Source organism: Leptolyngbya sp. UWPOB_LEPTO1 (genome assembly GCF_017302695.1).
Classification (GTDB): Bacteria; Cyanobacteriota; Cyanobacteriia; order Leptolyngbyales; family Leptolyngbyaceae; genus Leptolyngbya; species Leptolyngbya boryana.
In genome coordinates this window covers 26,548-45,012 of record NZ_JAFLCJ010000035.1, presented here as the reverse complement: position 1 = coordinate 45,012, position 18,465 = coordinate 26,548, and the positions used below count along the sequence as shown (strand labels likewise).

The 18,465-nt window shown below is 45.7% G+C and carries 22 protein-coding genes; 8 read left to right on the top strand and 14 right to left on the bottom strand.

Going from position 1 to position 18,465, the window contains the following annotated elements:
- The 5 genes from J0L70_RS29415 to J0L70_RS29395 all read left to right on the top strand — a co-directional run.
- A partial coding sequence (locus J0L70_RS29415; RefSeq protein ID WP_287456937.1) for a transposase occupies nucleotides 1-211 on the top strand: 211 nt, incomplete at its 5' end.
- A gap of 4 nt (nucleotides 212-215) precedes the next feature.
- Nucleotides 216-824, top strand: a complete 609-nt coding sequence (locus J0L70_RS29410; RefSeq protein WP_287456935.1) for an O-methyltransferase — start codon at nucleotides 216-218, stop codon at nucleotides 822-824.
- Nucleotides 825-988: 164 nt separating this feature from the next.
- The gene (locus tag J0L70_RS29405; protein WP_287456934.1) at nucleotides 989-2,527 is read left to right on the top strand and encodes an amidohydrolase family protein; all 1,539 of its coding nucleotides are present in this window, start codon (nucleotides 989-991) and stop codon (nucleotides 2,525-2,527) included.
- 142 nt (nucleotides 2,528-2,669) lie between these two features.
- Nucleotides 2,670-3,341, top strand: a complete 672-nt coding sequence (locus J0L70_RS29400; RefSeq protein ID WP_287456933.1) for an HAD family hydrolase — start codon at nucleotides 2,670-2,672, stop codon at nucleotides 3,339-3,341.
- Between the two features lie 12 nt (nucleotides 3,342-3,353).
- Nucleotides 3,354-5,216 carry an ABC transporter ATP-binding protein gene (locus J0L70_RS29395; protein WP_287456932.1) on the top strand — a complete coding sequence of 621 codons (1,863 nt, stop codon included), beginning with the start codon at nucleotides 3,354-3,356 and terminating at the stop codon, nucleotides 5,214-5,216.
- A 61-nt stretch (nucleotides 5,217-5,277) separates the two neighbouring features.
- Here the strand turns inward: J0L70_RS29395 and J0L70_RS29390 are convergent, their stop codons facing one another.
- The 11 genes from J0L70_RS29390 to J0L70_RS29340 form a co-directional block, all read right to left on the bottom strand.
- Entirely contained in the window at nucleotides 5,278-5,700 is a 423-nt protein-coding gene (locus J0L70_RS29390; RefSeq protein WP_190648385.1) for a putative toxin-antitoxin system toxin component, PIN family, read from the bottom strand.
- Nucleotides 5,693-5,917: a hypothetical protein gene (locus tag J0L70_RS29385; RefSeq protein ID WP_190648383.1), complete on the bottom strand. Its 225-nt coding sequence runs from the start codon at nucleotides 5,915-5,917 to the stop codon at nucleotides 5,693-5,695. Before J0L70_RS29385 ends, J0L70_RS29390 begins: the two co-directional genes overlap by 8 nt.
- Nucleotides 5,918-6,232: 315 nt before the next feature.
- Complete coding sequence (locus tag J0L70_RS29380) at nucleotides 6,233-7,201, bottom strand: hypothetical protein (protein ID WP_190648380.1); 969 nt, start codon at nucleotides 7,199-7,201, stop codon at nucleotides 6,233-6,235.
- A 320-nt stretch (nucleotides 7,202-7,521) separates the two neighbouring features.
- On the bottom strand, nucleotides 7,522-7,749 hold the full coding sequence (locus J0L70_RS29375) for a hypothetical protein (protein ID WP_242044263.1): 228 nt from the start codon (nucleotides 7,747-7,749) through the stop codon (nucleotides 7,522-7,524).
- A 74-nt stretch (nucleotides 7,750-7,823) separates the two neighbouring features.
- Nucleotides 7,824-8,402 carry a Uma2 family endonuclease gene (locus tag J0L70_RS29370; RefSeq protein ID WP_287456929.1) on the bottom strand — a complete coding sequence of 193 codons (579 nt, stop codon included), beginning with the start codon at nucleotides 8,400-8,402 and terminating at the stop codon, nucleotides 7,824-7,826.
- A gap of 77 nt (nucleotides 8,403-8,479) precedes the next feature.
- Nucleotides 8,480-9,991: a tetratricopeptide repeat protein gene (locus tag J0L70_RS29365; protein ID WP_287456928.1), complete on the bottom strand. Its 1,512-nt coding sequence runs from the start codon at nucleotides 9,989-9,991 to the stop codon at nucleotides 8,480-8,482.
- A 2-nt stretch (nucleotides 9,992-9,993) separates the two neighbouring features.
- Nucleotides 9,994-11,160: a YeeE/YedE family protein gene (locus tag J0L70_RS29360; protein ID WP_287456927.1), complete on the bottom strand. Its 1,167-nt coding sequence runs from the start codon at nucleotides 11,158-11,160 to the stop codon at nucleotides 9,994-9,996.
- Between the two features lie 18 nt (nucleotides 11,161-11,178).
- Complete coding sequence (locus J0L70_RS29355) at nucleotides 11,179-11,409, bottom strand: hypothetical protein (RefSeq protein ID WP_287456926.1); 231 nt, start codon at nucleotides 11,407-11,409, stop codon at nucleotides 11,179-11,181.
- A gap of 257 nt (nucleotides 11,410-11,666) precedes the next feature.
- Complete coding sequence (locus tag J0L70_RS29350; protein WP_287456925.1) at nucleotides 11,667-12,755, bottom strand: aliphatic sulfonate ABC transporter substrate-binding protein; 1,089 nt, start codon at nucleotides 12,753-12,755, stop codon at nucleotides 11,667-11,669.
- Between the two features lie 34 nt (nucleotides 12,756-12,789).
- Entirely contained in the window at nucleotides 12,790-13,599 is an 810-nt protein-coding gene (locus J0L70_RS29345) for a class I SAM-dependent methyltransferase (protein WP_287456924.1), read from the bottom strand.
- 16 nt (nucleotides 13,600-13,615) lie between these two features.
- Complete coding sequence (locus J0L70_RS29340; RefSeq protein ID WP_287456923.1) at nucleotides 13,616-14,455, bottom strand: NADPH-dependent oxidoreductase; 840 nt, start codon at nucleotides 14,453-14,455, stop codon at nucleotides 13,616-13,618.
- Between the two features lie 606 nt (nucleotides 14,456-15,061).
- Here J0L70_RS29340 and J0L70_RS29335 point away from each other — a divergent pair.
- Together J0L70_RS29335 and J0L70_RS29330 are read left to right on the top strand one after the other, a co-directional pair.
- A complete protein-coding gene (locus J0L70_RS29335; protein WP_239741233.1) occupies nucleotides 15,062-15,442 on the top strand; it encodes a MarR family winged helix-turn-helix transcriptional regulator in 381 nt (126 codons plus the stop codon).
- Nucleotides 15,443-15,464: 22 nt separating this feature from the next.
- A complete protein-coding gene (locus J0L70_RS29330) occupies nucleotides 15,465-15,806 on the top strand; it encodes a DOPA 4,5-dioxygenase family protein (protein ID WP_268179979.1) in 342 nt (113 codons plus the stop codon).
- Between the two features lie 13 nt (nucleotides 15,807-15,819).
- Here the strand turns inward: J0L70_RS29330 and J0L70_RS29325 are convergent, their stop codons facing one another.
- From J0L70_RS29325 to J0L70_RS29315, 3 genes are read right to left on the bottom strand one after another with little or no spacing between them, the layout of a single operon-like run.
- On the bottom strand, nucleotides 15,820-16,290 hold the full coding sequence (locus J0L70_RS29325; RefSeq protein ID WP_287456922.1) for an LLM class flavin-dependent oxidoreductase: 471 nt from the start codon (nucleotides 16,288-16,290) through the stop codon (nucleotides 15,820-15,822).
- A gap of 20 nt (nucleotides 16,291-16,310) precedes the next feature.
- On the bottom strand, nucleotides 16,311-17,171 hold the full coding sequence (locus tag J0L70_RS29320; protein ID WP_287456921.1) for a CmcJ/NvfI family oxidoreductase: 861 nt from the start codon (nucleotides 17,169-17,171) through the stop codon (nucleotides 16,311-16,313).
- Nucleotides 17,172-17,183: 12 nt separating this feature from the next.
- Nucleotides 17,184-17,867 carry a glutathione S-transferase family protein gene (locus tag J0L70_RS29315; protein ID WP_287456920.1) on the bottom strand — a complete coding sequence of 228 codons (684 nt, stop codon included), beginning with the start codon at nucleotides 17,865-17,867 and terminating at the stop codon, nucleotides 17,184-17,186.
- Between the two features lie 256 nt (nucleotides 17,868-18,123).
- On the opposite strand from J0L70_RS29315, the gene J0L70_RS29310 reads away from it, so the two are divergent.
- Nucleotides 18,124-18,432 carry a dienelactone hydrolase family protein gene (locus tag J0L70_RS29310; protein WP_287456919.1) on the top strand — a complete coding sequence of 103 codons (309 nt, stop codon included), beginning with the start codon at nucleotides 18,124-18,126 and terminating at the stop codon, nucleotides 18,430-18,432.
- The last annotated feature ends 33 nt before the right edge of the window (nucleotides 18,433-18,465 follow it).

The window sequence follows — 18,465 nt, the reverse complement described above, 5'->3', positions numbered from 1 at the left end:
GCTGTTTCAACCGCCGCATTGTCCTGAGTTAAACCCGATTGAGCAGGTTTGGCAATATCTCAAGCGGCGGTTTCGCTGGCATCTGCCCAAGACTTTAGAGGAGTTGCGACAGTGGATGACTCAGAAACTTCAGGCATTGTCTCCGGAGACGATCGCATCAATCACAGGGCGAGCATCCATTCTAGAGGCACTATCTGTAGCCGGAATTTAGAGATTTGGTATTAGATGCAGTTCTTCAGTCTACGATCGATGCCAACCTGCCGACAATTAATGTTGCACCCAATCAAGGGAAATTTTTACATATTCTCGCGCAAATTCAAGGTGCTCGTAGAATTCTAGAATTCGGGACATTGGCAGGCTATAGCACGATTTGGCTAGCGAGAGCGCTGCCTGCGGATGGCAAGTTAATTACTCTCGAAGCTAATCCAAAACATGCTGAGGTTGCACAAGGAAATATCGATCGTGCGGGTCTAGCAAAGCTTGTTGAAATTCGAGTTGGCGCCGCGCTCAAAACATTGCCAAAACTTGCGACTGAAGGGCAAGAGCCTTTTGATCTGATCTTCATTGATGCTGATAAGGTGAATATTCCAGAGTATTTCACCTGGTCACTGAAGTTGGCACGGCGGGGCAGTGTGATTGTGGTTGATAATGTTGTTCGCAAGGGAGCCGTGATTGAAGCGGATAGTCCAGACGAAAACATTCAGGGCGTTCGTAGATTCAATACGCTCTTAGCGGATGAACCGCGAGTCAAAGCGATCACGATTCAGACCGTTGGAAGTAAAGGCTACGATGGGTTAACGATCGCGCTTGTCATTTCAGATTGATCAATATTGTCGTCCTCGATTAATTAGATAATCTAAATGTTAGGTTATTTTACAATTGTAATCCAAGTTACACAACATTTCAGATAGAGACGAGTAAGCTTTACAAGCAAGCTTTAGTGAACTTCGCTTGTAATTCACTCAACACGAATTGAGGACAATAAATCATGGTTGAGCATAGCCGTCTGAATACTTCTCGTTCTGCTAAGATTCGCGCCCAACTCAATTATCCGGTGATTGACACCGATGTTCATACCAATGACTTTACGCCTGCATTTGAGGATTATATTGCGAACTATGGTGGCTCGCATTTAGTAGACGAGTTACGCAAGGCAGAGAATTCACGGTTGAATTCTAGAATTGAAGGAAAAGATTGGTATCAGCAAACACCAGAAGAGCGGCAATACTATCGCACCTTGAGAGCGCCCTGGTGGGCAAGAGTCACGCGTAACACGCTGGATCTCGCAACCTACACGCTACCAGAATTGCTTTATGAACGTCAGGCGGAGCAAGGCTCAGACTATTCTGTGCTGTTTCCAAACAATGCGCTAGCAGCAGGAGGAGCCAAACCTGAGCATCGTCAGGCACTGCAAAAAGCGATTAATCACTATCATGCAGATATCTATCGCAAGTACAGCGATCGCTTAACACCTGTGGCTGGAATCACGATGACAACGCCTGAAGAAGCGATCGCGGATCTCGAATTTGCGGTGAACACTTTGGGCTTGAAAGTGATCAATATTCCGGGTGGTGTAAGACGACCAATTAAAGCGATCGCAGATAAATATCCGCCGGATCAGTTCCCGGAAATTGCCAAGTACGCTTCGTACACTGACTTTTTTGGTTTGGATAGTGAGTACGACTACGATCCATTCTGGGCAAAAGTTGTGGAATTGGGTGTTCCGGTGACCACTCACTATGGAAGCCAAGGTTGGACAGGGCGTTCTTCCATCAGTAACTACATGAACAATCACATCGGACACTTTGCAGATGGCTCGCAAGCGTTTGCAAAAGCATTGTTCTTTGGTGGAGTAACGCGACGGTTTCCGAAATTGCGCGTTGCGATGCTAGAAGGCGGAGCCGATTGGGGCGCTCATGTTTACATTCATCTCGTCGATCGCTTCTCGAAACGCAATCTGAAAGCGTTGCAGAACTATAATCCGGCGCTCACGAACTCTAACGAACTCTATCAATTGTTTGAGCGTTTTGGAGGTGAAGTGACGCAAGGCTATTCTCTCAGTCCAGAAGAGTTGACTCGGACAGTTCTCGGAGCATCGTTTAACCGTTATAGTCGCGATCCCGTTGGCAGTGAGCTAGAAGATTTTGCGGCGGCTGGTATTGAAACAGTTGAAGATATTCGCGATCGCTGGGTGAATAGCTTCTTCTTTGGATCGGAATCTGACGATCGCACGATCGCAGCAGCCTTCAACGATAAAGCGAATCCGTTGGGTGTGAAGATCAATGCGATCTACTCTTCGGATGTGGGTCACTGGGATGTACCCGATATCACGCTGCCGTTGGCAGAAAGTTGGGAACTCGTGGAAGAAGGCGTGATTTCTGAAGCGGACTTCAAAGCTTATGTGTTTGAGAATCCTTACAGACTCTACACGGAAGCGAATCCTGACTTCTTTAAGGGAACCGCGATCGAATCTAAGTTGAGCAATATTGAAGCTAAGTCGAACACAGAGAATTTTGTTACGGCATAGCAACGTGATGTGAATTAAATCCGGTGGAATTCGTTGGTTTTCCACTGGATTTAAAGCGATCAAGGTCAAATTGGATGAAAACTTGAAACAAAAATTAGATGACATTACGGCTGAGTACCGTCGAGGGGATGCTGTGCGGTAAATGGTGAAGTCAATTCTGTTTGATTTGGATGATACTTTGCTCGATCGCAATGCATCGGTTCAGCAGTTCATTGCAGCCCAGTACGATCGACTCTCTCACTCTTTCAATCACGTCTCTAAAGCGGATTATGTAAGTCGATTTATTGAGCTAGACTGTCATGGTCGAGTTTGGAAAGATCAGGTTTATCAAGCCCTGGTTGTAGAATTTGGCATTGAGACGATTCGTTGGCAAGCTTTGCTTGAGGATTACGAAACTCAGTTTCAGTGGCATTGTATTCCGTTTCCTTTTCTTACCGAAACGTTGTACCAGTTGAAACTACAAGGGTACTTGTTAGGGATTGTGACCAATGGGTTAGGGCATGTTCAGAATCGTTCGATCGATGGATTGGAAATTCGAGATTACTTTGATACCATCCTCATCTCAGAAGTTGAGCAAGTCAGAAAACCGGAGCCTGAGATTTTTTCGCGAGCTTTAGCTCGATTAGGAGCCACTGCCCAAAACAGTGTTTTTGTTGGGGATCATCCAAAAGCAGATATTGAGGGGGCAAAAGGGGTTGGGATGAAAACGATTTGGAAACAAGATTTCTATTGGTTAGAAACGCCAACTGCCGATGCCACCATTGACAATCTGAATGAGATTCCTGCCATTCTGCAACAGTTTGACAACAACTAGGGAGAGTCTGCATTGAACCGCCGCGTTGCCTTTTCTCGCTTTGCAAGTCGCCGTTCTTTCCTCAAACATTCTCGTTCTGCTCAACCATTCCAAAGGGCTACGGAAGCGCCCCCTTTACCGACTACCGCGTTTCGATTCATTTGCTATTTTGTCAATCAGTTTCGCTGGTGGTATGTGGCAATGGTGATGCTGGAAATCATCCATTCCACTTGTGGCATCATGTTGCCTTATGCGATCGGGGAAATTATTCGCAGTGTGACGCGATCGACGGGAGATAGCCAACTGATCTTTGAGACGGTGAGACAACCGCTGATGCTATTTGCCGCGTTGAGCGTGGGAGAAGTCGTATTCGGACGAGCTACGGGACTGTTGCAAACCATTCTCCATCCGGTTCATCGTCAACATATTGTTCGATCGCTCTATGCCTATTTGCAACAGCATTCTCATCGGTATCTCAGTAGTAGTTTTTCTGGAGCGTTGGCGCATCGGATTAGTGAAACTTCCTTAGGCGTAACGCAGACGATGCAAATGGCAATCACAGAATTTTTGCCTGTGATTGTGGGATATGTTGTTGCTGTTGTGTTGCTCTATCGTGCCTATCCGCCTCTCGCGGCATTTGTTGGAGTGTGGGCAGTTGCGTTTATTGGGATTTCCTTCTGGCTTGCGACTCGTTGCCGAATCTATGCTCGTGGTGCGGCAGCGGCTCGAAGTGAAACAACTGGGATGATTGTCGATGCGGTGACGAATCTGGTTAGCACTAAGCTTTTTGCGCGTCTGGGGTTTGAACGCCGTTATTTGAATGAGCAATTACGGCGAGAACTAATCGAGGTGAGAAAGTCTAATTGGTATTCTGAGCGGATTCGCTGGTTTCAGTTTATCTCTGCTGCGGTTTTGAAAATTGGAACGCTTTACTATTCGCTCTCGCTCTGGAGTCAGGGCAAGATTGCGGCGGCTGATTTTGTGGTGGCAACGAGTTTGTCGCTGTTGATCATTAGTGAAGCTCGAAATTTGAGCAAGCGATTTCTGGAATTTTTTGAGCATATTGGCAATGTGATCAATGGCGTTTCTACGATCGTTCAACCGCACGAGATTATCGATCGAGACACAGCGATCGCGCCAACCATTCAAGGTCAGATTGAGTTTCGGCAGGTGCAGTTTAGCTATTCGCCAGAGAAGCCCGTATTCGATAATCTCTCGATTACGATTCAACCGGGAGAACGGGTTGGGCTGGTGGGCTTTTCTGGGTCTGGAAAATCGACTTTTGTGAATCTGATTTTGCGGTTGTTTGATCCGCAAGCAGGACAGGTTTTGATTGATAGTGTGGATATTCGGGACATGACCCAGAATGCTTTGCACGCGCAGATTAGTCTGATTCCTCAAGATCCTTCGTTGTTTCACCGCACGTTGCGGGAGAACATTCGCTATGGGCGTTTGGATGCAACGGAAGCAGAGGTGATCGACGCGACGCGGAAAGCTCATGCCCATGATTTTATTGTGCCGATGCCAGAGGGATATGATTCTTTGGTGGGGGAACGGGACGTTAAATTATCAGGGGGACAGCGGCAGCGAATTGCTATAGCCCGAGTGATTCTCAAAGATGCTCCGATCCTGATTTTGGATGAGGCGACTTCGAGTTTGGATTCAATTACCGAGAAAGCTATTCAGGAGACGCTGGATTTAGCGATGGATAATAAAACGGTGATTGTGGTGGCGCATCGGCTGTCTACGATCGCGCATCTCGATCGCATTTTGGTGTTTGATCAAGGTCGCATCATTGAAGATGGAACGCATGACGCTTTGCTGAATCGGAAGGGTGCTTACTACAAATTGTGGAGAATGCAAGCGGGTGGATTTTTACCGATCGAGGCAACGTAGAATGGACAGGTACGAGGGTAAGCAGGAGTATGCAACGGAATCATAGTGCCGCTGGAATCGCTCAATCAATCTGAAAGATTCTTACAAACTCCTCTACGGTCACTATGTTTACCTCACGGAATGGATTCAGCACAAGCAAATCTTTATCGCCACTGACAATATATTCTGCTTGTCCATTCAATGCCAGTTCTAGAATCTTGTCGTCCTTCGGATCGCGGCATTCCTGCACTCTCTCAATCACCTCAATCAGCGTTGCTCGCTCAACAAATGTTTCCAAGAATTCGTCTCGCTCTTCACTGGTTATAAAACGATCAAATTTCTCTCGTCCAAGCACATCGCTAAGTTCTTCTAATAGCTCGAGCGACAAAAGAACTTCTCCATGTTGCAAAGCGTAACGAAATGCTTTCGAGGGATTGCTGTTCTTGAAGAGTAAGGAACTCACAATCACATTCGTATCGAAAACGTATCGTGCTTTACTACTCATTCAAAATTGAGTCCAAAATTTCCGGGGTCAATCCTCGCTCCTGAGCTTTTTGGCTGATGTCATCCATGACTTCTTCGAGTGTCCTCTTTTCGCGAGTTGCCTGAGTTAGCTTTAGGCTGAGTAATGCCTCAAACTTCCGCTGCTGCTCTTCAGACGCGGTTTCAAAGATATGAGCTGCTTCTGAATTGACATGAATGGTAATGGGCTTTGTTTCCATAACGGGACAAGATTAATAGATTCTAAGACTTTTCTTGTTTGTTGTACTTGATCTATGACTAGCTTAGATCATCCTAATACTGCTTGGCATTTAGCATGAAAATTATTTAGATCCTCAACTTCTACCAATTTGGGAGAACGAGCGATTCTGGTCAACTGCTCAAATGGTTGAGATGCGCGATCGTATTTTGGTATGCAATCAAGAATATTTTGTGGTGGGAAAGATGGGATACGTATCGATCGAGGCAACGCAGAATGGACAGGTACGAGGATAAATCAGGAAGTTCATAGGTTAGCCATCTTTTGCAACCGTTTGTTAGTTGACCTCCACGGAACCGAGCCGAGCTTGTAAGGCTCGAATAAGATCTTGGTATGCCTCATATGCTGCTGTTGCCATAGCATTGAGTTCATCTCTCTTCTTCCAACGAGGATGTGTGTCATTGAATTCATCTAGTTCCATAGAAAAGATATCGCTATCACTTCCTGATCTCCACCCATTAAGACTAAGTTCAGATCGGAATAAGGTTAACTTCTTCATAAAGTCTGTGCGTTTACCCTCAAGCTTAGAATCTAGAAACTCATGTAAAGGATTACTCCAGTTGTCAATAAAACAATCAACTTCTCTCAACCATTCGTAAGGAAATGCATTTGCAAGATCCCAATCACGAAGAAAATATCCTGTGTTGCCGCTTGGGGGAAACTGCTCCAAAAGTTTAGCAAATAGCAGCCGATCAGATTTTACTGATGAACTTGTAGCAGGAGTTGAAAATAGAACACCGCTATCTGCCATTGTTTTAAGTGCTGTGGACAGCTTGGATACAAGTTCTTCATAAACCTTTTTACAAGTTTGCTTATCCGCATCCGTATGTAGGGTGAATGTAATTGGCCAACGACGTGCAGCAAGATTGAAGGGCATTTGATCTTTTGGACTTCCAAAAGCTTCATTCATCACTAAGATCAGCCGCTCGTCACCAAGCGAGTGCAGCGCAAATCCAAGTTCAATAAGAACATTAGCATTTGCACAACGCCTTTTGTTAACTGATTCAGACGTAAAAGATACATCAGCAACAAAAGCAGAACTAGCCTCAATTTTTGAAAAGATTGTATGTACTATATCTGGTAGTCCTGGTATCCCTTTTGTATCATGATCCACCTCCGGACGCTCATCAAGTCCGTAATCTTCTTGAATATTACGCATCGCTCTTTTCAGAGCATCTCGAATGAAATAACGATTGGCAGCTTCAGGAAGTTCACTTTGCCATGAGTAGAAAACTGATACTGCCATATCTTCACTGTACGCACTTTTGGTTATCTTTATAGCCAATTAACGATCTAAGTTGCACCACTCCTGATTAACTTTGTCGTTCTGGTTTCCTGAGGTCAGATTGCTTTATTGGGAATTCTACTCTATTGATTGACCAACTCCCGCAATTCATTGATATCAAGGTCGATACCTTGACGCTTCAAATATTGGTTTAAATTAATTTGGATGAATAAATCCTTGAGTTCTTCCGCAATTTCTGGCGGCGGGTTGCTGGATAGTGCGATCGCAATCAGACACTCTGCGGTTTGGAATTCACCACATTCGATCGCGATTCAGGGTTGTTATTCGGTGATTTCAGGATTAACTTGTGTTCCAACTGGAGGCTGATTCTGTTGCATCACTCGAATGAGAAATCGTAAAGCCTCATTAACAGAATCTGCATCAGGAAACATCTCTGCCACATCTGGCTCTAAACGCACCGTTGTTCCACCAAAACTCTTACGCCCAGAACCCAATCTTCTCACCCGCAGCGCTTTCAAGTCATACTCTGAACGGAGTTTATCTTCCATAGGTGCCTCAACCCTGCTCATAGGCTTCTCGTTCACTTCGCATTTGAGATTCCAAAGCTGGTGCTTAAGTTTACTCAACGATCGAACTCAATATTTTCATAAAGCGCAGCGATTTGGATTTGAATGTCAAACGTTCTCAAAGTCAACGTGACACTCGGATCATCATATTCAGAGAGTAGCCATTGATGGGCAGCCGTTTTAACGTAGTGTTCGATGTGAACGCTGTATTGGTCAATCATCAAATATTCGCCGAAACTCTCGATCGTGCGGTAAGCAGAAAACTTGTCCCCGTGATCATAATCTTGTGTTGATTTAGATAGCACTTCAGCGATGAAGCAGGGATTAATCACCGTATCAGTTCGCCCGGTTTGAAGTTGTAAAGGCTTTTCAGTCACCATTACATCAGGATAAGTGTAGAGATTGCGAGCAGGAATCCAAAGCCGTTGATCTGTCGCAAAAATGCGATAAGGCTTTCCTCGCAGAGTAGATTTCAGCAAGGATGCGAGGTTAATTGCTAACTCATTGTGATCAGGAGTCCCTCCGGTCATCGGAATTATGTCTCCATTGCGGTATTCGCTGCGAGTCTCAGAAGCCAGTTCAAGCTTAAGATACTCTTCAGGAGTATAGATTCGCTGTTCGAGTGCCTGTGTCATGGCGAGGTTTCAACTTCCACGGCTCTGGTTGATGCTTTCATGATATACGCAGCGGTCACGATACCTTAAATCACCATTCACTTCAAACTACGTGCCAATCCTTGAAGCGACCAAACATTATTCGGATAAATTGCCAAATCTTCTCGAAATACTTGTGCTGCTTCTACCGATCGCTTCTGCTCCAGCAACAAAGCACCCAACGATTGCCGCACTGGAGAATGCCAAGGCGCAGGCTCATCATAGGTAAGTTGATCTTCTTTCGCGATCGCGCCTCTCAACCATTCGATCGCTGGCTCAATCTCTCCCCGTCTTGCCGCAACCTCTGCTGCTAAAACTTCCGACCCAATTTCTAGCAAATCCGCCGTAGTGTTCACATCCCAAATTGTTACGCCATTTAGGACTGGACTTGATGCGATCGCTCTCAATTGTTCTAGCTCTGCTTCTGCTTTCTGAAACTCTCTTTGATGTGCCCATGCTAATCCTCGCGCATAGTGCCAAACGCCTTTAGGATAAGCTAAATCAGCTTCAGGAGCAGGTTGAACAAGAATTTTATTCCATTGTCCAAATTTGACCCAAGCATACAGAGGAATTGACAAATAGTGTTGCAAGGTTCCATAACCTGGTTTTCGTAGCAAATCGGGATCAACAAGTTTTGCAGTCTGTTCCGCAGCTTGAAGCGCGATTTGTTGTTCTCCGGCAAGTGTAGCCGCGTACCAGAGAAAGTGCTGATTGTGCGGCATGTAAGCAAATCGGTAAATTCCATTCTGCGTTCGTGTTTTTTGGTCAACTGCGATCGCGTCTTGATTACTTCTGACTGCGTCTTGATAGCGCCCAACCCTTAGATAAATGTGAGACGGCATATGAACGAGATGCCCAAGCGGAAGATGTAAATCTCGCAGTCGATCCGCAACCGCGATCGCGAGTTCTGGATGCTTTTCTTCTACTGCATGAATGTAGAAATGTAATGCTCCGATGTGGTTGCGATCTTGTTCTAGAACGGATTGCAGTGTGTCAAAAATTTCTTGCCCCTCTGGTTTTGGCTTGCCATTGTTCTGCCAATAGTTCCAAGGCGTAGTATCCATCAAAGCTTCAGCGAAGAGTGTTGCGGCATCTAAATCAGCCGGATAGCTCTGAGCAACTTCGCGCATTGCATTGGCATAAGCAAGATTGAGAGAAGCGCGATCGTAGTTCAAACTAGCTGTATATCGCTTTGATAATGCTTGAATATATGTCCGTTCTGCTAAAGTAACTGTATTTTGGAGTGAAACCGCTTTCTGCACCGTTTCCCAAGCGAGTGGCATTCGATCTGTTGGCATTTCAGTATTGATATTTGAACCCAACACATAAGCCATTCCCCAGTAGCACATCGCACAATGAGAATCGAGCTTTACAGCGGTCTGAAACGATCGATAAGCTTCTGCATAATTGAAACCGTAAGCAAAGAATAATCCTTGATTAAAATAGTACTGGGCAAGCACTGAACCTGTAGAAATGGTGTGACTTGTCCTGTGGTGAGCACCAGGCAGAAAGCTACCTGCCGGAGCTATCAACAAGCCTAATATCATCGCCAACAGGACAATCCATCGCATGATTAATTTGAGAGTTGAAACAGCGATCGCACCTTCACGCCAATTCCCGTCCCCAAGAGCGCAAACACAATCCAAAGCCAACCATGTAAGCTAGTTGATGCAATCCCGCCAAAGTAAGCACCAACATTACAACCAAATGCAAGCCTTGCACCATAGCCCATCATCAAACCGCCGATCAACGCAGCCGCGATCGCTAACCTTGATTGAGGTTTTTTAACTGCTAACTTTCCTGCTAAAGTTGCTGCGAGTGCGGCTCCTAGAATCACACCGAAATTAGTCACAGAAATTGGATCTGCGAAGACACTTTTTTGTAAAGCGTCTGCTCCAAATCCTTTACTCCAAAATGCACTCGCTGCTGGATTCCACCCTAAGAATTGAGCGATCTTCGCTGTCCAGAGCGTAAAGCCCCAGGTCACGCCCCAAGGTCTTCCAGCAACAAGCAGCGTCAACCAGTTTAGAACAGCAAGCGCGATCGCGCCCCAAACCAACGACCAAGGACCATACAGCAATGAGAGCGATCGCTGCACAGACGGAGTCGTATCCCGTCGCTTCCAAAGCACAAACGCAATCAATCCCAAGACTGCGAGCTGAATTGCACCACCAGCCCAACCCCAAGTGTTAACCAAAGAAATTGGATTCAATCTCGGCAATCCTGCCCAAACACCTCCAGTGAGACTTGCCCAGAAAGAACCAATTCCAAATGTCAGCAATGTCAACACCATACCGCTACTGCCACCCCCGATCGTGTATAGCGTTCCACAAGCGCACCCGCTCCCTAATTGCATTCCAATCCCAAATAGAAATGCTCCAATCGCGCCTTGAACAGCAACGGGTGCAACGGCTCCTTCAATCGGTTGTCCCAAGAAAGACCCAGTTGCGAGGAACGGTACAAACAACACAGTCGCGATCGCAAGCATCAAAACTTGAGACAAGACTCCATTCACATCGCCATAAACAAAGAGTCTCCGATAAGCAGAAGCAAAACCGAAACTTGCATGATACAAGCTGATTCCAAACAATCCACCAATCAGAAATAAAACGCTCTGCCGCCATCCAAACAAAGTCAGTCCGATTGCAGCGGCAACTGCGATCGCTAAAATTACCAGCACGCCTAACCGCTGTGGGCGAGGTTGCGACGAGCGAGGTAGAGAAAGTTCAACACTGCTCATAGGTCAATCCTGCTAAATCTATACAAGCTGAAATTTTGGAGCCGGAGCAGGACTCGGAGTAGGAGAGGGACTCGGTTCTGGCTCTGTAGGATAGCAACTAGCGATCTGGACTTGGGGAAGATTAGAGATGTGGAGCGTGAAGCCAGGGGAAAAGAGAAAAATTGCGACCCCGCTCTGAGCAAGCGCTGAAAACACCGTGAAAGTTGCCAACATTGCGAAAATTCTTGCTGTCCAAGTGCTGAGTTTCATAGATTGATCCTCGTGTCATAAAGAGCTTATGTTGTTGACTCTTCTCAAAAGGAGTCATTCAACAAAGGCGTGAAAAGTGTATTCTCACGCCATTCTCTCATAAACAGCCATCAAACACCGAAAAATCTACCGTTAAACCGGAGTTTTTAATCAATTTGCTCTAAACTTGTCCAAAACCTTTACCAGAGTGCAGCGACAGCTGAGATTCAATTTCTTCAAAGCTCTACCCAGAACTCGCAATGTCTAGCTTGCTATTCTTAGCGTTGGCTAATGTTTTGTGGCGTGATTGCAGCATAGAGATCAGAGGGTAACAATGCATCTTGAACATTGACCCTCTTAGGAATCAACGCATTTTCAAAGAACACATCGACGACACGTTGCTGATCCCTAATCAGGTCTGGGCTAATCGCTCTGCGTCCAAATGTGCGCCGATCAATCACTTTCTGCATGACATCTAAATCAAGTTTTTGTTCGGGTGCAATGAGCTTAGCTGCATCGGTTCGATTTGCCTCTGCCCACTGCTCAATTTTGTCAATCTCTTCAATGACAATCTTAAGCAATTCAGGATTTTCCTCAGCAAACTTTCGCCGACCGACATAGTAACCACCGGGCGAGTTCGTTCCGACGGAATCTCGAAGCACCCGAATTCGACCGAGCTTTTCTGCGATCGCGTAGTGAGGATCACCCGACACCCACACCGGTACTTTACCTTCAATAAATGCGGCTCGTGCTTCTACATTGGGGATACTTCTGACTTTGATATCTTTGATGCTTAGTCCTGCTTCTTTTAGTGCGACCAAGATAAAGTAGTGAGAGGCTGAAGCTTTCTGAAAATAAACTTCTTGTCCTTTGATATCTTCAATTTTTTGGATGGGAGACTCCGGCGGAACAGCGATAATACTGCTTTTTCCGGTTTGGGGCGTGGTTTTTGAGCCGACAACATAAACGATTTGTGCTCCTGCTGCTTGAGCAAAAATAGGCGGCGTTTCACCAACTGATCCTAAGTCGATCTTATCCACATTCATTGCTTCCATGAGTTGTGGACCTTGGACAAATTGTGCCCACTCAACTTTGACACCCAATGGCTCTAATCGTTTCTCTAAGACCCCGGTAACTTTTACTAAGTCTCCTGCTTGCTGAAAGCCTAGGCGAAGTACCTTCGTTTTGATTCCAGAGCCGATGCTAGAGCCACTGTTGGCAGCAATATTAGTTGCTGCATTTGGAGAACTAGAGACAGTCGAAGCTGGCTTGCCACAACTGCCCAATACTGCGGTTGAAACTCCGACTAAACCAGGCAGCACAATGCGAACAAACTGGCGACGATGGATCTTAATTCTTGATCTCATTGTACAAACTCCAAGATAGATGATTGAAGACGAATTACTTACTTTTTTGCGCAATCAGTGCAGCAGCAGATAGTACTTCAGTGAAGTTGCCAGATGATTCAATCTCAAGCAATGATTTTTTGAGATCTGCCTCAAACTCTTCGCGGTTCTCCCCAAAAAAAGAAGGAAGTGCGAACGCGGTTGAATAGAGATAACCTAAATACGAATCCACTGTCCAAGTTTTCTCAAAAGTGACTTCGATCGTAGTGTGCTGTGTAAATCCTGCTGTCTCTAACACCACATCATGAGGCACGTCTAGAGATTTCCAGGTGCCCTGTCCTGCTTGCCCTGTGCGCCGCTGATCTCCAAGCCATCGCTTGACTACAGAAATTGCTGTTTTCTTCCAAGGTAGCTGACTATTCCAGGGATCATCGCCCGTTTTGAGAATGACAATTCCGCCATCATCAGTGAGCAGAGATCGCAATTTTTCCGCAACGAGTTCTCGCTGCATCCAGTGAAACGATCGCCCAAATGTTGCCAGTCGAAATTGACCAAGTTCTTCAGAAATCGATTCTGCGCGATCGTGAATCCAGCGAATGTTATTGACCCCTGTTCTTTTTGCTTCTGCCTGAGCTTCTTTGAGCATGTCAGCATCGGGATCAATTGCAACGACTTCCCGGAAGCGATCGCTAAATGGAATAGCAACTAATCCTGCTCCACAGCCAAGATCTAACAGGCGTTCTTGAGGGCTGAGTTGAAAGTGATCGGCGATTCGATCAAATAGACTTTGAGGATAGCGAGATCGATAGCGCACATAATACGAAGCTGCGCCCTGAAATAAAGTCGGATCGTAGGTAGTAACCATCTGAAAAACCTCTAAATTAACGTAGCTCAAACCCTAAATTATTCAGAAACTCACGCAGTTGAGCGCGATTTCGCAGCGATTCTGGAGTCGCAATGCGATCGACAGAATGCTGTGACCAATTTCCAGGCGTATTCATCTGCTGCTCTGCGTAAAAGCGAGTCATCGTTTCGTCATAGTGCTTGATCGCTTCGTTTTGAATCTCTAAACTGTACTGCTCCTGATGCAGAACAGCTTCCTGTGGCAAACGAGGCTTAATCGCGGCTGGCTTTTCAGGATCAGCATAACCAACACACAACCCGAATACAGCAAAGACATGCTTCGGTAAATGAAGTTCTGCTGCAACTGCTTCCGGTTGATTTCGCAATGCACCAATGTAGACTGTTCCCAAGCCGAGCGATTCTGCTGCGATGACAGCATTTTGAGCCGCAAGACTCGCATCGATCGAAGCCATCAAAAACATTTCTAGATAGTTCAACCCTTCGTGAGGTAGCCCGCGATTTTCAGCAATATAAGCAAGTCGTGCTAGATCTGCTACCCAGACCAGAAACAATGGACATTGCTGAATATGAGATTGTCCGCCTGCAAGTTGAGCGAATCGTTCTTTACGAGCTTGATCTGTGATTGCAATAACACTCCAAGTCTGTAGATTCGAGGAGGTTGCTGCCGATTGTGCTGCTGCAACTAGGAGTTCTAGAGTATCTGATGGTAGCGATTTAGAAAGATAAGCTCGGGTTGAGCGATGAGAGAACAGGTCAGATAAAGTTCGACTCCAAGGAGCATCTAAATCGAATGCTGTTCCATAGCGATCGCGTAACAGAGAAGTTTTAGTTGAAGACAGATCAGGAGCAAGTGTCATAATAGGATAGCTTGAGGTATGAAGGTGAACCTCACGGTATTGTAGAAATTTCAGCAAGTTGATGCGTCGGTATTCCTTTCTGAAAAAAATTAAGAAAAATAGCAACCTAACTTATCTATGAAATTGGGGCAGACTAACAGCTACAAGGCATCACATCTGTTTCATAGGGTATGCTAGATTGCTACAGTACTACTTAAATCAATCAACTCACCGTAGATTGTGCGAAGTATCGCATAGTTACCAAGGAGAAAAAAGTATTTAAAAGACAAAATATCTGTAATTCTGATGATTTGTGTTTCTAATTGTTGGAGTGTGTTTGTGATAGAAGAGATACAGATGAGATTCTGCAAAATTCACCAAGATTTGAATTGAAATTCAGATTTTGGATTCTCCAGCGCTGACGCTCTCAGGGACGCTGATACGTACTCCGTGGATTTAGATCCTGGCGATACAGTACAATGGCACTCTGAGCGTATTTGTGTTAGCGATTTGGAGCGTGTCGGTTGCATGGGAGCCAAAAAGTTGTCTCGGAAAAAGATTTCGGAGCAGTGCGCCTCTAAGGTAGTGGAGGTTATTCCATTAGTGATGCGTTGTCTCCGGGCAGATATGCGGGCACGAAAGAGTACTGAACTCTCTGTTCCGCAGTTCCGAACACTGGCATTTCTCGATCGTACTCCCGGCGCATCGTTATCTGAACTTGCAGAACATTTGGGAGTAACTCGTGCTACCGCATCGGCAAATACAGAAAGGCTCGTCCAGCGGAATTATGTTGAGCGGTATGACAACCCAGAAGAACGCCGCAGAGTTGTACTCAATTTGACCGAGGAAGGTAAGCAGCATCTATATCAGACTCGCGCTCAAACTCGCGCTTACATTACAGATTTGCTCAGTAGCTTGACCGCAGAACAAGTGGCTCAAATTGATGAAGCTTTGGGATTACTGAATGAGATTTTTGAGGAACCTTTGCTAGGTTTATCTGATGAATAACGTTCTGACTATTCAATAACTTATGACTGAGATCAAAGATTTCCATGCGCATGTTTACTTTAATCCAGAGAGTCGTGAGGCAGCTGCACGAGTGCGGCAAGGATTGAGCGATCGCTTTGAAGTCCAACTGGGACGCTGGCATGATGCAAATGTAGGACCTCACCCGCAATCGATGTATCAGGTGTTGTTTGCTCCAGAGCAGTTTGGTGAGATTGTTTCATGGCTGATGCTCAATCGTGAAGGATTAGACATCTTAGTGCATCCAACAACAGGAGATGATGTTGCTGATCATACCGCTCATGCGCTATGGCTCGGGAAAAAACTCGCGTTGAACATTGAAACGCTACGCAACATGACATCTTGAGCATCCACAACATTCATTGTGCTGAATTCATGTTGAAGTTTTTTGCTTCGGCATTCGTCGCAGAAGTGACCAGATTCCAGCCTGCTCGACCACCACTGAGATAGTCTAATGAAGCGAATTTGCGAGCGAGATGGTAGGGTTCATTGTAGGTGGTTGAAACCGTTGCAGCTAGACCGATTCGTTCTGTGACAACTGAGAGAGCAGACAGTAACGTCAGTGGTTCAAAATGGGCGACGTGTCCTGCTCGACTGAGTGCATTGATGTTTCCGCGAACACTACGTGAAGCGGAGCTACCGCGGACTGAAACCCCATCTGCAAAGAAAATCATGTCAAATTTTCCGCGCTCTGCGGTTTGTGCAACTTGCTTAAAATGTTCAAAACTAAGACCGCCATCGGCCTTGGCATCTGGGTGTCGCCATGCTGCTAAGTGATGCCCAGAACTCATCAAAAAAGCGCCTAATCTCAGTTGTTTTCTTGCGCTCATCTCGTCAATTTGCTCCTAGATTATGAGGGATAGAAAATGAAAGTTCGCAGTTCAATACTTTCGCGAGAAGGTGCATCGACTGGACTTGTGGGATCGTCGAATGCACTGTGAGCAGTGAATCTTGCTCGCTCATCTTCTGCGGAATCAAAGCATTTGATCAGTAGAACTTCGTGTTGCTGTTGCTGTGGGAAGTAGAACCAACGATGCAAGGAGTTGTAGGTAATCGCGTAAGTTTCGCCTATGCGATCGCGGTACACCAAATTAAGTGGAACGAGATCTGTCAAGGCAAGACTCTGCGCGTCACAAACTGCGATCGGAGATTCTTGTACAGGGGCAGAGATCGGTCGCCAAACATTCACTACACTGAATCGATGCTGAAGCAATTCATCAATGTTCTCAACGCCTCGCGCCGCTAGCTCAAGCCTGGCACGGCTATAACCAGATTTTGCTGTGAAATCGTTGTGAACACGCTTCACAGGCTCTTTGGCATTGTCTTCATGACGTTGTGCCCGTTGTGCATTCCGAACATTGTGATCAAACACAACGACTTTGAACGCGCCTGTCAAGACTGTTAACAGCTTTTCAGCTTCAGGATAGTAAATGCAGCGAACGGCTTCATCGTCGTAGAAATTCTGAACAGAACTGTGATGATGAACGAGTTGAAAGCCTTCTCGATCGATAGATAAGTTCGAGAGCGATCGCGCATTCTGGATGACTACTTGTCGTGCCTCAAACGATCCACTATGTTGCGGCTGTCCGGCTGGCGTTTCCTGAACATAGTAAACAGGTTTTTGCGTCATCGGAATCAAGTAGTTCAAACTTGTCTCAATTTGAGGAAGTTCATCAACTTGGAGTCTATCTAGAAGCTGACTGTTACTCATACAGGATCTTTCCTACTTTTGAACTGCGCCGACTACAGTGGGTTGGCCTAAAATCTTCGTGAAGCTTTCAATGTAGTATTCAGGAGAATTAGCAACTGATTGGATAGAAGGACGATTCTGCACTTCTTTCCACCAGGCTTGCAGTCGAGGAGTTTCTGTTGGAAGTTCAAACTTGCGGAAATGATTGAGCAGAGGCAACCGTTCAAACCACGGATAGAAGCTAATATCGACTAAGCTAAATTGCTCTCCTAGCCAGTAAGTGCCATTGTTCGAGAGTTTGCCGAGTCCTTCTTGCTCAATATACAAGAGCGCTTCTGTGAACTCTCTCCGCCCTTGCTCTTGTTCTTGAGCATCGTGCCCACGCAGCAGTTTATTAAACGCAGGTACAAATCGAGTATTTGCATAGTCGATCCAGATGCGTGCGATCGCTCTTTGTGCTGGATCACTAGGTAGAAGCGGCGGCTCTGGGAAGACCTCATCAAGATACTCATTGACGATCGCAGACTCATAGAGTTCAACATTGCCATGCTGAATTGCAGGTACTTTCCCGTAGCGAGAAATCTTGAGAAAGTCAGCAGGCTTATCGGCGAGATCAATTGCAACTGGAGTAAATTCAATCTTTTTTTCTGCCAAAACAACGCGAGTGCGTTGAGAGAAGGTAGAACGCCGGGTGAAGTAAAGCTGTAGGGTACTCATAGCGTATGTCCTAAAAGTTCAAATCAGTTTTGCTGTAACGATCCAGACAGGTTAATTCAGAACATCATCCGGTTTGTTGGTCGTGTTACCGTAGAATAATTTTGAAGTATTGCATAGCCTCTTTGAGAATTCAAGTCTTCTAGGCAACATAATTATTGAAACGAAATGTTAGATAATCTAATTAGTTTTTTAGATAGAGGTTTTACTCTTTCTTCTTCAGTACACTTGGCGGCTCACTGTTTAAAGAACAGGCACAATGAAACCGATTACTCGTCGCAAATTTATGACAACAGCCACACTTGCAACAGGGTTTGCCCTTGCTGTCCAACCCATTTCAGGCGCAACGCTCAAAACAGATTCAGAAAGCTTAGTAACCGGAGCGATCGACATTCCTGTTAAAGATGGAACAATTCCCGCTTATCGATCTGCTCCTGCGACTGGCAGCAACTTTCCGATTGTTCTCGTAATTCAAGAGATCTTCGGTGTGCATGAACATATTCAAGACATTACTCGGCGGTTTGCTAAGTTGGGATATTTAGCGTTGCCTTCAGCACAGCGAAGCTGACCGCGCCTGAACTATTTGCACGCCAAGGCGATG

Bases quoted from the DNA above. Each gene is read 5' to 3' on its own strand.
- J0L70_RS29405 (WP_287456934.1), top strand. From the start codon at position 989: ATGGTTGAGCATAGCCGTCTGAATACTTCTCGTTCTGCTAAGATTCGC.
- J0L70_RS29390 (WP_190648385.1), bottom strand. From the start codon at position 5,700: ATGAGTAGTAAAGCACGATACGTTTTCGATACGAATGTGATTGTGAGT.
- J0L70_RS29385 (WP_190648383.1), bottom strand. From the start codon at position 5,917: ATGGAAACAAAGCCCATTACCATTCATGTCAATTCAGAAGCAGCTCAT.
- J0L70_RS29310 (WP_287456919.1), top strand. From the start codon at position 18,124: ATGAAACCGATTACTCGTCGCAAATTTATGACAACAGCCACACTTGCA.
- J0L70_RS29345 (WP_287456924.1), bottom strand. From the start codon at position 13,599: ATGGTTACTACCTACGATCCGACTTTATTTCAGGGCGCAGCTTCGTAT.
- J0L70_RS29370 (WP_287456929.1), bottom strand. From the start codon at position 8,402: ATGACACAGGCACTCGAACAGCGAATCTATACTCCTGAAGAGTATCTT.
- J0L70_RS29340 (WP_287456923.1), bottom strand. From the start codon at position 14,455: ATGACACTTGCTCCTGATCTGTCTTCAACTAAAACTTCTCTGTTACGC.
- J0L70_RS29330 (WP_268179979.1), top strand. From the start codon at position 15,465: ATGACTGAGATCAAAGATTTCCATGCGCATGTTTACTTTAATCCAGAG.
- J0L70_RS29350 (WP_287456925.1), bottom strand. From the start codon at position 12,755: ATGAGATCAAGAATTAAGATCCATCGTCGCCAGTTTGTTCGCATTGTG.
- J0L70_RS29355 (WP_287456926.1), bottom strand. From the start codon at position 11,409: ATGAAACTCAGCACTTGGACAGCAAGAATTTTCGCAATGTTGGCAACT.
- J0L70_RS29320 (WP_287456921.1), bottom strand. From the start codon at position 17,171: ATGAGTAACAGTCAGCTTCTAGATAGACTCCAAGTTGATGAACTTCCT.
- J0L70_RS29335 (WP_239741233.1), top strand. From the start codon at position 15,062: ATGCGGGCACGAAAGAGTACTGAACTCTCTGTTCCGCAGTTCCGAACA.
- J0L70_RS29400 (WP_287456933.1), top strand. From the start codon at position 2,670: ATGGTGAAGTCAATTCTGTTTGATTTGGATGATACTTTGCTCGATCGC.
- J0L70_RS29365 (WP_287456928.1), bottom strand. From the start codon at position 9,991: ATGCGATGGATTGTCCTGTTGGCGATGATATTAGGCTTGTTGATAGCT.
- J0L70_RS29360 (WP_287456927.1), bottom strand. From the start codon at position 11,160: ATGAGCAGTGTTGAACTTTCTCTACCTCGCTCGTCGCAACCTCGCCCA.
- J0L70_RS29325 (WP_287456922.1), bottom strand. From the start codon at position 16,290: ATGAGCGCAAGAAAACAACTGAGATTAGGCGCTTTTTTGATGAGTTCT.
- J0L70_RS29380 (WP_190648380.1), bottom strand. From the start codon at position 7,201: ATGGCAGTATCAGTTTTCTACTCATGGCAAAGTGAACTTCCTGAAGCT.
- J0L70_RS29315 (WP_287456920.1), bottom strand. From the start codon at position 17,867: ATGAGTACCCTACAGCTTTACTTCACCCGGCGTTCTACCTTCTCTCAA.
- J0L70_RS29375 (WP_242044263.1), bottom strand. From the start codon at position 7,749: ATGGAAGATAAACTCCGTTCAGAGTATGACTTGAAAGCGCTGCGGGTG.